Here is an 11,923-nt window from a genome sequence, read left to right as displayed (position 1 = left end):
GGCCGTACCGGACGCTGGCCATGGGCCGTGGGAGGCGCGGTGCCACGGGCCGTGGGAGGCGCGGGCCGGGCGGTGTACCACTGCCGCGCGGGGCCGGCGGCGGGCGCACGTGCCGCGGCGGCGGCAGAGCACCGGCGCGGGGCGGCGGTGGTGGTACGCGGGCCGGGACGAGGGGTGGTGCGGCGGGGGGGTCACCGCGGCACCGCCGGTGTGCCGGAGTGGGCCGAGGCCCGGGTCAGGGTGGCGGCGGCGTGGACCAGTAGTGCCGCCGCCGCGAGTGAGCAGCCGGTGAGCGGTACGACCCCGGGGCCGTACGCCCGCACCGCGGCCTCCACCGGGGCCGCCAGGGCGGCGCAGCCGGGGAGCCGGGCCGCCGCCAGGGACCCGAGCGCCGCGATCTCCACCGCGCAGGCGGCGGCGAGACCGGCGGCCCCGGCGGACGGACGGCCGTGGACGGTCGTCAGCCGGGCGACGAAGACCAGCACGCCCAGGGCGGCGGCCGGTGCGAGGCCGCCGGCCGGCCCCTCCGCCCCGAGGACGGCACGGGCCAGGACGAGCAGGACCAGCAGCGCGCCGAGGAAGAGGCCAACGGTGACGGGCAGCAGCGGACGGACCCCGGCCCGGAAGTCCTCCAGCCCACGGCTGGCCGCCAGCTTCCGCCGGGCGCGGACCGCGAACCCGTGCGCGCACTCGGCCGCGGGGAGGACGGCGAAGGTCAGGGCGAGGGCGGCGGCCGCTGCCGCGGTGCCGGGCCACAGCCCTGACGTGCCGTCGCCGGCCAGCCGGCCGAGGACCGCCTCGCCCAGCAGCAGATGGCCGCCGAGCAAGCAGGTCCACAGTGCGCCGCCGCTCCCGGTCCGGCCGCGGCGGCTCAGCGGGCCGCGGCGCAGACACACCCGCAGCGCGATCGCCACCGCCACCGCGCCGAGGAGCCCGGCGCCCAGCCGGGACACCGGCCCGGCCGGTTCGAGCAGCCGCACCCCGGCGACCGCGACGGCGCACACGGCGCCCGGCAGCAGGAACAGCGCCCGCGTCGCCCCGGGGAGACCGCCGTCCCCGGCGGGGTCCGGGTCCGGTGCGCCCGCCGCCGGAGCCCCGGCCACCGGGGTGTCGGCGGCGGTGCGCGGCACGCGGGCGTACAGCTCCTCGGCGAGCGAGAACACATCCCGGTGCCGGAAGCGGGCGGCGGTCCGGTCCGTGACCCCGTGGGCCTCCAGACCGGCGGCGATCTCCAGCGGATCGACGGCCCGGGCGCACAGCTCCCGGTGCCGGTGCAGCAGCGCCTTCACCGGATCGGCGGGCCCCCGACGGGCCGCGGGCCGCGCCGCCCCTCGCGTGGGGACGGCGCGGAACGAGCCCGCGGCGGACTCCGTGCCGACCCCGCCGCCGCCCGCCCCGGCTTCACCCGCGAGCGCCTCGCCGGGGAGGGCATCGCCGGGGAGGTCCGGGGAGCCCTCCGTCAGGAAGGCGGAAAGGCGGGCAGGGCCCGCGGAGCCGGGCGATCCGAGATCCGCACCCGGTTCCGCACCCGGGCCCGCCTCCGGTTCCGGTTCCGGTCCGCCATCAACCGATGTCCCCTCGGCCCCGGTTGCGCCACCGATTCCGAGCGCCTGGCCGGTTTCGACTGCCTGGCCGGCTCCAAGCGCCCGGCCGGCTCCGATCGCCGCCTCGTCAAGAGATGCCTCATCAGCACTGGTTGCCCCTCCGCCTCCGGTCGCGCCGTCGACTCCGGTCGCGCCGTCGACTCCGGTGGGCTCGTCGACTCCGGTCACGCTGCCGGTTCGAGCCTGCCCGCCAGTTCCGCTTGCCCCACCGATTCCGATTGCACCGGCAGTTCCGCTTGCACCGCCGGTTACGGCCGATCCGTCGTCCCCGGCCGATCCGTCGCTCCCGGCTGCCCCGTCGCTTCCGGCCGATCTGTCGCTCCAGACTGCCCCGTCGCTCCCGGCCGATCCAGCGCTTCCGGTTGCCCCACCGGTCACCGCCGCCCCGCCGTCGGCCGCGGCCGATCCGCCCGCGCGCGGCCCGGGCGCCGGCTCCCGCCGCGACGTCTGTTCCGGCCCCTCCGGCGGGAGCCCCTCCGGCGTCCCGCCCTCGCCCGCATCGGGTGTCGCGGCGTACGGCGTTCCGGGGCCGGTCGGCAGCTCTGTCGTCCCGGGCGTGGTCATGACTCGGCCTTTCCGTGCCGGCCCGCCTCCGCGGGGGCACCGTCGTACGGGGTGTCCGCGGCGTACCGGCCGCCCTGCGCGCCCGCCCCGTGGGAGGCGCCGCAGAGCGCTCCGGCCGCTCCGGCGGCCTCGGCGGCCTCGGGCCGAGCCGCGGCAGGCTCGGGCCGGGCGGCGGCGTCCCGTTCACCGGCGGGGAGGGTCCCCGGGGCCGCCCAGCGCGGCAGGGGTGAGCGGCCGGTGGCCGCCCAGCGCCCCGGGACGTGAGCCTCCGCGGGCCGGGTGAAGGGCTGCGGTGCACCGTGCCCGTCGGCCTCCTCCCGCCGGACCGGGCTGTGCGACATCAGCTCCAGGTAGATGCCACGAAATGCCGCGACGTTCTGCTCGACGGTGAAGAGTTCGAGTGCCCGCGCCCGCGCCGCGGCCCCGAGCCGGGCCCGGCGCCGCGGGTCGCGCAGCAGTGCCACGCACGCGTCCGCCAGCGCGCGCGGATTGCGCGGCGGCACCACCAGGCCGGTGCCGCCGATGACTTCGCAGACCGCTCCGACGTCGGTGGAGACCGTCGCCCGCCCGCAGAACATCGCCTCGACCAGGCTGACAGGGAAGCCCTCCACGACGCTCGACAGCAGCACCACGGTGGCCGACGCATAGGCGTCCGTGACCTCGGGCACCTCCGGACTGCCGGGCTCCTCGAAGGAGACGGGGCAGTCGCCGACGCTCCGCGCGTCCCGGGCCTCGTCGGGGAAGAGCTGGGCGGCGAGCACCCGGCAGTGGGCGGCGTACGTCTCCGCCTCGGCGCCGCGCCCGGGCGCGCCCACGATCCGCAGCCGCGCCCGCGGGACCGCCGTCCGGATCCGCGCGAAGGCGTGCAGCAGCGCGATGAGGTCCTTCGCGGGCTCGATCCGCCCCACCCAGACGAGCGTCGGTTCGTCCTCGCCCTCACCGGCCGCCGGGAAGCCGGACTCCCGGCCGGCCGACGTGCCGCCGGTCTCCTCGCCGACCGCCGCGAACCGCCCCGCGTCCATGCCGGGATGAACGGTCCGCACCTTCTCCCGGGGAGCTCCGCACCGCTCCTGCCAGCGCCGGGCGTGGGTGTTGCCGGGAGTGACGAGGGACGCCCTGCTGTACACCTCGGCGGTCAACTGCCGCTGGAAGGAGGCGATCAAGGCCCGCACGGGCACGGTGAGGGGCGCGGTCGCGGAGCCGAGGTAGTACTCACGGAGCCGGACGCCGTACTCGGTGACCAGCAGCGGCACCCCGAAGAAGCGTTTGGCCAGCAGCCCGGGGAGGGCGGCGGCACCGCCGGACGTGGCGTGGCACAGATCGACACCGCCGAGCCCCTGGTCCCCCTCGCCGTACCAGTCGAGGGACAGCGGGCGCAGCGCGCGCTCCAGGACCTCCGACACGGTGAGGAGGTCGGACAGCTTCACCCCCTGGGCGCCGCGCAGCGCACCGGGGGCCCGGCAGGCGGTCTCCAGGGCCCGGACGGCGGCCTCGGAGCGGAGCGCCACCGGCAGCCCGCCGCGCTCCCGGGCGAGTTCGGCGAGCCCGTACAGCCCTGCGGCGAAACGGTCCGCCTGTCCCTGCGCGCCGTCCTCCGCGCCGCAGACCGCGGCGGCCAGTTCGCCCATGTGTCCGGCGAACCGCCGTCTCTCGCGCCGGCCGTACGCCCGCCCGGCCGCCCGCGCCGAGGCGCCGCCGGGCCGCCACTCCTCGTCCGTCCCCCACAGCGGTGCGGTCCGCACCCGGTCGACCTGGGGCGGCAGTTCGACCCAGCCGGCCGACTCCTGACGCTCGCTGCGGCTGAGGGCGTAGATCTCGAACTCGTGCTGCGCGAGCCCGCGTACGAGCCGGTCGCACCACAGCCTCGCCTTACCGGTCGCATACGGGTACCCACCCTCCGTAAGCAGCCCAACGCGCATGTGTGCACCCCCGGTTCTCGCTGGTGTCGCCGCCGACCGGCAGCGGAAAGACCGTATGCGGGCATGCCGGTGGCGCGATGGACGGTTGTCCATCGCGCCACCGGAAGGGGTGAACGCTCGTGACTTTCCCGGCGCGACGGCGTTGGGACGCGCTAAGCCCGCGCCCGTCCCGCGCCCGTCCGGCACTCATCCGGCGCCCGTGAGCACGTCCCGGGAGGACAAGGGGGTTCCGTACACCGCGGGGGCAACCGGAGTCCGGCCACCGGTGCCGGAGGCGCCCTCGGGCGCACGGGAGCGCGCGGATGCGAAGGGGCGACCGAAGAACCGGGGAAGCGCCGCGCACGGGCGATGTCCACGGGGTCGATGTCACGCGGTCGATGCCCACGCGGTCGATGTCCAGGCGGTCGATGCCCACGCGGCCGAGGAGTGGCCGACACGGCCTTGCGCCGGGCGGCCCGCGCCGTGGCCCGACCGGAACCACCGCGGTCCCGTCCGGCCGCGAGACATCAGCCCCGGACCTCATCCTCCGGGGATCAGCCCCGGGAGCCCACCCCTCGGAACTCCCCCCCTCAGGACCCCACCGTCAGGGCTCACCCCTCAGGACTCACCCCTCAGAGCTCACCCCTCGGGAAAGGGCCAGGCGTTCGGCTTGCAGACCACGCCGTCCGTGGCCAGGAACTTCGTCTGCTGCATCATCACCGGAGCGAGCGCGCCCTTCTTCTCGCACGACTCGTGGTTGCGCCCCAGCCGGTGGCCCACCTCGTGATTGATCAGCATCTCGCGGTAGGAGAACATCTTGTCCCCGTAGGTCTTGGCGCCCTGGGCCCACCGGTACGCGTTGATCATGATGCGCTCGGTGGACGCGGCGTCGCAGGAGACGTTGTCGATCGTGGTGTCCAGGCCCGCCTTGGCGCACCAGGTCGCGGTGGTCCCCGGGCTCGCCAGGGTGATCACCCAGTCGGCGTCCTTGCCGGAGACCCGCTCGAACGTGCGGGAGTCGCCGTGGCCCCAGCTCCGCTCGTCGTTGAGGGTCCGGTGCACGGCCCGCGCGAAGAGCTCCCGGTCGAGCGGGAGGTCCTTCTCCACGTCCACCCGGTACTTGATGACCTGGCCCTTGCCGGGCGCGGTGTCGCGCCCCGGTACGGCGGCGAAGTCCCCGGATCCGGCGAGCCGGGCGTCCAGCGGGTAGCGGACCGCCATCCGGTCCCGGTACGAGGCGGCGGCCGCCGGCTTGCGGGCCGGTGCGGGGCGGTCCTTCGAGCGGGACGCCTCGTCGGCGTTCTTGCGCGCCAGGTCGTTGGCGGCCTGCGGGGTGGCGCTGTTCCGGCCGCCGTCGGCGACCTGTCCGGCCACCACCACGGCGAGCACGGTGGTCACCGCCGCGGCGGTGATTCCCGCGAGGGTGCGGCCCTTGCCGCCCCGGCCGTCCCCGCCGCGCTCCCCGGTCCGCCGGACCTCGGCCGGGGGCTCGTCGTCGTCCCCGCCCTGGCCCGCCGCCCGCTCCTCGAACGGCTCCTCGGAGGCCGTGGTGGCCGCCGACGGCGCTCCCGGGGCGAAGACGTCGTCCTCGAAGGCGTCGAGATACTCCTGGCGCGGCTTCGGGACGAGGCCGCTCGCGCCGGCTCCACCGCCGGCCGTCGCCGTGCCCCGGCCCTGCGGGGCCGTCGCGGCACCCGCGGCCCGCGCCTGGGGGCCGGGCCGGCCGGCCGCCGGACCGGATGCCGCCGGACCCGACGTCGTGCCCGGCGTCGTGCCCAACGTGCGCTGCCACGCCCCGTACGCCGGTCCGTTGCGCGGGGCCGAGCCGGGCGACGCGTCCGCTCCGGGGCGCCGGGCACCGGCCACCGGGGTGCCCCGCGGCGGGGTACCGGCGGCGGGCGGCGCGCCCCAGGCCCCGCCGCGCTCCCGGTGCTCGGGGTGGCCGCCGCGGGCGGGCGGCATCCGCGGAACGCCCTGCGGCGGGGTGCCGGACAGGGTCTGCGGCCGGGGGAAGTCACCGGTGTCCTCGGCGGCGCCGGAGTGCCCCCGCGCAGGGGTGGTGTGCGGCCCGCCGCCCGGTTCGGCTACCCGGCGGCGGCGCCCCGGGCCGGGGCCGGACGCCTGCCCGCCGGCCGGGCCGGACTCCTGCGCACCTGTCCCCGTGGTTCCGGCCGTTTCGGTACGGCCGCGACGGCTATGACGTCCCACGCGTCGACTCAGCTCCTGCCCGATTCGGCGGCGTTCTCGCTCAGCAGCTCGCGGAAACCCCGCGCCACCGCCTCCGGATATTCCATCATCGCGACGTGCCCGGCGTCCGGCAGGGTCAGCAACCGGGAGTCGCGGAAGGCGAGGGAGGCCCGCCGGGCCATCCGGAAGGACACCAGCCGGTCCCGGCCGCCGTAGACCAGCAGCGTGGGCGCCAGCACCCGTTCGGCCTGCCGCCAGAGGGAATGCTGGCCGCCCACGGTGTACGCGTCGACGACGCCGCGGGCCGAGCGGGTCATCACGTCCCAGAAGTAGGGGAGCCCCAGCCGGCGCTCGTACTCGGCCACGGCGGCGGCGAAGCCGTCGGGATCGACCAGCCCCGGGTCCCCGTAGCAGAGGGCGAGCACCTCGCGGGTCCGCCGCTCGGGGGTCCAGTCGCGGGTCATCCGGGCGAAGAGCGAGGTCACGCCGGGGACCGCGAGCAGGGCCGTGGGCAGCGCGGAGAGCTGCGGGCGCAGCTCGGGCAGCGCGGGCGAGACCAGGGTGAGGGTGCGCACCAGGTCCGGGCGGACCGCCGCGACCCGCGTCACCACGGCGCCGCCGAGGGAGTTGCCGATCAGATGGACGGGCCCGCGTCCGGCGGCCTCCAGATGGCGGATGACCGCCCGGGTGTGGCCGGAGAGCGAGAAGTCGCCATTGTCGGGCGGCGGCGAGTGGCCGAACCCGGGCAGGTCCAGGGCCTCGGCGTCGACGTCCGCCTCGAGCGCGGCCAGCAGCGCGGACCAGTTCACCGAGGAGCCGCCCAGCCCGTGGACGCAGAGCGCGGGCGGCAGCCCGGGGCGCGCCGGTGGGCGGGAGCGGACGGTGAGCTGCAGCCCCGGCAGGGTGACCGATCGCAGCTCCTCCCCGGAGCCGACTCGCACGCCGTCGTCCGGGGTTACCCCCGCGGCGGTCCGGGTACCCGGCAGCTCGGTCGACGACATGCGGGCAATGTTACGAGACGATCACGCGACGGCCCGTGTGTTCGCAGTCACACGAAGGCATGGCATCGCGGACCGCTGCTCCCTCACCCCGACCGGACCGGACCCGGGACGGGCGCCCGCACCCGTAACACCGCAGGCGAGGAGGACTCATACCGGACACCGGCGGCCCGGCGGCGGCACCTCGGAGCGCGCAGCCCGGACCGTGGGAACCGGCCGGTCACGAAGAGGGGCCCCTGGCCCGTGTAGAGGGCGCTCGCCCTGGAAAGGGGGCCGGCATGACTGCCGATCCCAGTGATCCCGAGAACTTCGAGCCCGGGAACGATCTGTCCGAGTTCGCCATCGAGGCCCCCGACGCCGACACCGCCGACCAGCACCTCGACGTGGCCCCACCGAACGAAGACGCGCTGCCGCAAACGGACTTGGAGGTCGATCCGGCGGACGCCCTGGAGCAGTCCCGGGTGGTGCATCCCGGAGAGGACGAGGACGGCTATTCGTGACCTGTCCCTTTTGTCGGCCGTTCGACCGACCGTTCCTACTGTCCGGTCCGTGAAATTCTCGGCCCGCACCGCGCGCGTCCGGGTTACCCAAAAGTACGATGGCGGGCGCGGTGCACACTGCGTCGCCGCGCACTCAACCACCTATGGGAGGCGGCGTGACAGCCATCGAGCAGACCGAGGCGCGCCCGCGAGGCACGCGCCTGCCGCGCCGAGCCCGACGCAACCAGCTCCTGGGCGCGGCTCAGGAGGTCTTCGTCGCACAGGGCTACCACTCGGCGGCGATGGACGACATCGCCGAGCGGGCCGGCGTCAGCAAGCCGGTGCTCTACCAGCACTTCCCCGGCAAGCTGGACCTCTACCTCGCACTGCTGGACCAGCACTGCGAGTCGCTGCTGCACGCGGTACGGGCGGCCATCGCCTCGACCAGCGACAACAAGCTGCGCGTCGCGGCCACCATGGACGCGTACTTCGCCTACGTCGGGGACGAGGGCGGTGCCTTCCGGCTCGTCTTCGAGTCCGACCTCACCAATGAGCCGGCCGTCCGCGACCGGGTCGACAAGGTGAGCCTGGACTGCGCGAAGGCGGTGTGCGAGGTCATCGCCGAGGACACCGACCTGCCACCCGAGGAGTCGATGCTGCTCGCCGTCGGCCTGTGCGGCATGGCGCAGATCACCGCGCGCTACTGGCTGGGCTCCGGCCAGAAGCTGCCGCGGGACGCCGCGGCGAAGCTGGTGTCCTCGCTGTCCTGGCGCGGCATCGCCGGTTTCCCGATGCACGGGGCCACTCCGCAGAAGTGAGCCGTGTTCGCTGCCGGCGTGCACGGACGGCGGCTTCACGGTCCCCGCACCGGGCTAATGTGTGCTGCGTACGGCGCGGCCCACCGCGCCCCTCCCTGAGCACAGCCAGGGGGAATCCCGAACCGTCGGAGGGACGAAGCCGTGGAGGTCAAGATCGGCGTGCAGCACGCACCCCGCGAGATCACTCTGGAGAGCGGGCAGCCTGCCGAAGAGATCGAGCGCGCGGTGGCCGATGCGCTCGGCGGCAAGGCACAGCTGCTGAACCTGGTGGACGAGCACGGCCGAAAGGTCCTGATTCCGGCCGACCGCCTGGCCTATGTGGAGATCGGTGAGCCGACCGCCCGCAAGGTGGGCTTCGGCACCATCTGAGGCCGGCGCGGACACACCGCACCCAGCGGACGGCGGCCCGGGGTCATCACGACCCCGGGCCGCCGTCCGTTTTCTTCCGCGCTCCGATGGGGCGCTCCGCCGCGCGCCCCTCCCGCACACCGGCCGCCCCGCTGCGCACGGCCATCCGGAGGATTACCTTCCGCAGGGTGGGGGTACGACCGCCGTGGACCGGTTTGCACCTGCCTGCCACCTGTAGTAACGGGAGGATTTTCATCATGTTCTGGGAAGCGCTCGGCTCCGTGGTCATCGGTCTCGCGATCGCCTACGCGAGCACCCGCCGGCTCCCTGAGCGGCTCCCGGCCCCTCCGCTCGTGCTCGCCACCGGCGCCGTCGCGGCGCTCTTCGGTGGCCTGGTCACGCACACCGCGGTGGGCGACGGTCACCCTCTTGCGACGCTCGTCGGCGCCGTGGTGATGTGCGTGGCGCTGCTCTCGCTGCTGATCCGCCCATCGGGACGGGTACGCCGCTCAGCGGCGGCCTGACGGCTCACCGGCCGCCGGGCCGCCTTTTTGCACGGCCCGGTTCCGGGTCCCGGGGCCACCGCCCCGGAACCCGGGAAGGAACGTCAGGCGGCGAGGCCCAGAGCGGCCATCCGCTTGGTGTGCGCCTCGGTGATCCGGGAGAACATCTTGCCGACCTCCGCCAGGTCGAAGCCGTCGGCGACCCCGCCGACGAGCATCGTGGAGAGGGCGTCCCGGTCCGCGACGACCCGCTGCGCCTGGCTGAGCGCCTCGCCCATCAGCCGCCGCGCCCACAGCGCCAGCCGGCCGCCGACCCTGGGCTCGGCCTCGATCGCGGCCCGCACCTTCTCCACGGCGAACGACGCGTGCCCGGTGTCGTCGAGCACCTGGAGGACCAGCTTGCGGGTGTCGGCGTCCAGCCGGGCCGCCACCTCCCGGTAGAAGTCACTGGCGATCGAGTCCCCGACGTAGGCCTTGACCAGGCCCTCCAGCCAGTCGGACGGCGCGGTCTGGCGGTGGAACTCGTCCAGTGCGGCGGCGAACGGCGCCATCGCCTCGGTCGGCTGCGCGTCAACGGCCGCGAGGCGGTCCCGCAGCCGCTCGAAATGGTGGAACTCGGCCGATGCCATCTTCGCCAGCTCCGCCTTGTCCTCCAGCGTGGGTGCCAGCTTGGCGTCCTCCGCGAGCCGCTCGAAGGCCGCCAGCTCGCCGTAGGCCAGCGCGCCGAGCAGGTCCACCACGGCGGCGCGGTACTGCGGCTCGGCGGATGCCGTGGCCCAGTCCTGGGCGGCGATCCCGGTGGGCTGCGCGGCGGGGTCGGGGGTCTCGTCAGACGTCTCCATGGAGCGCACAATAGCCCGCTCGGCTCGACGGGGAAGCCCTGGTCAGACACGCGTGACGGACACCGCCCGACGATTCGCACAACACGGATGCGCGAATCCGGGGTACAGTGATAATGCACCCGCCGATGAGTCGGTGGGTCATCGCATGAATGCGGATGCCCGGTCGGAGGCCCGATCGGCTCCGACCGACAGGCCCTCCGTGCGGAGCGTGGGCAATTCACGCACTGCCGACAGGGGTCCCGCTCGCGGCGCGAGCGGATGCGCGAGAGCCCAGTGGTCCTGCGCCATTCGGCCACCCACGGCCGGTCGATCCCGGCGCGGTACGACCCTCCTCGCCCCTGTGCGCCGCGTCTCACAGAAGAGGCAAGCATCCTGACTACGTTCCGAGACCTCGGGATCCTCCCCGAGACAGCCGAAGCCCTCGAGGCCGTCGGCATCACGTCCCCCTTCCCCATCCAGGAGATGACGCTCCCCGTCGCCCTCGCCGGCAACGACGTCATCGGCCAGGCCAAGACCGGAACCGGCAAGACGCTCGGTTTCGGCCTTCCGCTGCTGGAGCGCGTCACCGTCCCCGCGGACGTCGAGGCGGGCCGGGCCCAGCCCGAGCAGCTCACCGACGCCCCGCAGGCGCTCGTGGTCGTCCCCACCCGCGAGCTCTGCCAGCAGGTCACCAATGACCTCCTCACCGCGGGCAAGGTCCGCAATGTCCGGGTCCTGTCCATCTACGGCGGCCGGGCGTACGAGCCGCAGGTCGAGGCGCTCAAGAAGGGCGTCGACGTCATCGTCGGCACCCCCGGGCGGCTGCTCGACCTCGCCGGACAGAAGAAGCTGAGCCTCGCCTCGGTCCGGGCCCTGGTGCTCGACGAGGCCGACGAGATGCTCGACCTCGGCTTCCTGCCGGACGTCGAGAAGATCATCCAGCAGCTGCCGGCCAAGCGGCAGACCATGCTGTTCTCGGCCACCATGCCGGGTGCGGTGATCTCGCTGGCGCGGCGCTACATGTCCCAGCCCACGCACATCCGCGCGACCGCGCCGGACGACGAGGGCCAGACCGTCGCCAACACCACGCAGCACGTCTTCCGGGCCCACTCCATGGACAAGCCGGAGATGGTCGCGCGGATCCTCCAGGCCGACGGCCGCGGACTCGCGATGATCTTCTGCCGGACGAAGCGGACCGCGGCCGACATCGCGGACCAGCTCTCCCGGCGCGGCTTCGCCTCCGGCGCCGTCCACGGCGACCTCGGCCAGGGAGCGCGGGAGCAGGCGCTGCGCGCGTTCCGCAACGGCAAGGTCGACGTGCTGGTGTGCACCGACGTCGCGGCCCGTGGCATCGACGTCGAGGGCGTGACCCACGTCATCAACTACCAGTCGCCCGAGGACGAGAAGACCTACCTGCACCGCATCGGCCGGACCGGCCGCGCGGGTGCCTCGGGTACCGCCGTCACCCTCGTCGACTGGGACGACATCCCGCGCTGGCAGCTGATCAACAAGGCGCTGGACCTGTCGTTCAACGACCCGGTGGAGACGTACTCCACCTCTCCGCACCTCTACGAGCTGCTGGGCATCCCGGAGGGCACCAAGGGCATCCTGCCGCAAGACTCCGCGACCCCGGCCGGGACGCCCCCGGTGCCGGCGGCGGGGACCGTGGCCCACGCGGCTCCGGATTCCGCGGCGCCGGTCCC

The 11,923-nt window shown here is 74.9% G+C and carries 10 protein-coding genes; 5 read left to right on the top strand and 5 right to left on the bottom strand.

Features of this window, described 5'->3' with window-relative positions:
* Positions 1 to 191 precede the first annotated feature (191 nt).
* From ABT112_RS29580 to ABT112_RS29565, 4 genes are all read right to left on the bottom strand, one after another.
* Positions 192 to 1,772 (bottom strand): hypothetical protein, encoded by a 1,581-nt coding sequence (locus tag ABT112_RS29580; RefSeq protein WP_351514752.1) that lies wholly within the window; start codon positions 1,770 to 1,772, stop codon positions 192 to 194.
* A 392-nt stretch (positions 1,773 to 2,164) separates the two neighbouring features.
* Positions 2,165 to 4,087, bottom strand: coding sequence for a DUF3492 domain-containing protein (locus ABT112_RS29575; protein ID WP_351514750.1), 1,923 nt, complete (start codon positions 4,085 to 4,087; stop codon positions 2,165 to 2,167).
* Positions 4,088 to 4,705: 618 nt separating this feature from the next.
* Positions 4,706 to 6,274: a DUF3152 domain-containing protein gene (locus tag ABT112_RS29570; protein WP_351514748.1), complete on the bottom strand. Its 1,569-nt coding sequence runs from the start codon at positions 6,272 to 6,274 to the stop codon at positions 4,706 to 4,708.
* A gap of 8 nt (positions 6,275 to 6,282) precedes the next feature.
* Positions 6,283 to 7,254 (bottom strand): alpha/beta fold hydrolase, encoded by a 972-nt coding sequence (locus tag ABT112_RS29565; protein ID WP_351514746.1) that lies wholly within the window; start codon positions 7,252 to 7,254, stop codon positions 6,283 to 6,285.
* Between the two features lie 275 nt (positions 7,255 to 7,529).
* Between ABT112_RS29565 and ABT112_RS29560 the strand changes: the two genes are divergently transcribed.
* The 4 genes from ABT112_RS29560 (at position 7,530) to ABT112_RS29545 (ending at position 9,420) form a co-directional block, all read left to right on the top strand.
* Positions 7,530 to 7,751, top strand: a complete 222-nt coding sequence (locus ABT112_RS29560; protein ID WP_351514744.1) for a hypothetical protein — start codon at positions 7,530 to 7,532, stop codon at positions 7,749 to 7,751.
* Between the two features lie 155 nt (positions 7,752 to 7,906).
* Entirely contained in the window at positions 7,907 to 8,548 is a 642-nt protein-coding gene (locus ABT112_RS29555; protein ID WP_351514742.1) for a TetR/AcrR family transcriptional regulator, read from the top strand.
* A gap of 141 nt (positions 8,549 to 8,689) precedes the next feature.
* A complete protein-coding gene (locus tag ABT112_RS29550; RefSeq protein WP_351514740.1) occupies positions 8,690 to 8,917 on the top strand; it encodes a DUF3107 domain-containing protein in 228 nt (75 codons plus the stop codon).
* Positions 8,918 to 9,153: 236 nt separating this feature from the next.
* Positions 9,154 to 9,420 (top strand): hypothetical protein, encoded by a 267-nt coding sequence (locus tag ABT112_RS29545; protein ID WP_351514738.1) that lies wholly within the window; start codon positions 9,154 to 9,156, stop codon positions 9,418 to 9,420.
* Positions 9,421 to 9,503: 83 nt separating this feature from the next.
* Here ABT112_RS29545 and ABT112_RS29540 read toward each other — a convergent pair whose 3' ends face one another.
* Positions 9,504 to 10,241, bottom strand: a complete 738-nt coding sequence (locus ABT112_RS29540; RefSeq protein ID WP_351514736.1) for a ferritin-like fold-containing protein — start codon at positions 10,239 to 10,241, stop codon at positions 9,504 to 9,506.
* Between the two features lie 462 nt (positions 10,242 to 10,703).
* Between ABT112_RS29540 and ABT112_RS29535 the strand changes: the two genes are divergently transcribed.
* Positions 10,704 to 11,923 (top strand): DEAD/DEAH box helicase (locus tag ABT112_RS29535; RefSeq protein ID WP_502975483.1); only part of this gene is annotated, 1,220 nt, incomplete at its 3' end.

The organism is Streptomyces sp. NPDC002055 (genome assembly GCF_040296705.1).
Classification (GTDB): Bacteria; Actinomycetota; Actinomycetes; order Streptomycetales; family Streptomycetaceae; genus Streptomyces.
Note: the sequence above shows the minus strand (reverse complement) of the source record. Positions and strands in the feature narration are given on the sequence as shown.

Coding starts and splice junctions, on each gene's coding strand:
- ABT112_RS29575 (WP_351514750.1), bottom strand. CDS start 4,087: ATGCGCGTTGGGCTGCTTACGGAGGGTGGGTACCCGTATGCGACCGGT.
- ABT112_RS29565 (WP_351514746.1), bottom strand. CDS start 7,254: ATGTCGTCGACCGAGCTGCCGGGTACCCGGACCGCCGCGGGGGTAACC.
- ABT112_RS29560 (WP_351514744.1), top strand. CDS start 7,530: ATGACTGCCGATCCCAGTGATCCCGAGAACTTCGAGCCCGGGAACGAT.
- ABT112_RS29545 (WP_351514738.1), top strand. CDS start 9,154: ATGTTCTGGGAAGCGCTCGGCTCCGTGGTCATCGGTCTCGCGATCGCC.
- ABT112_RS29540 (WP_351514736.1), bottom strand. CDS start 10,241: ATGGAGACGTCTGACGAGACCCCCGACCCCGCCGCGCAGCCCACCGGG.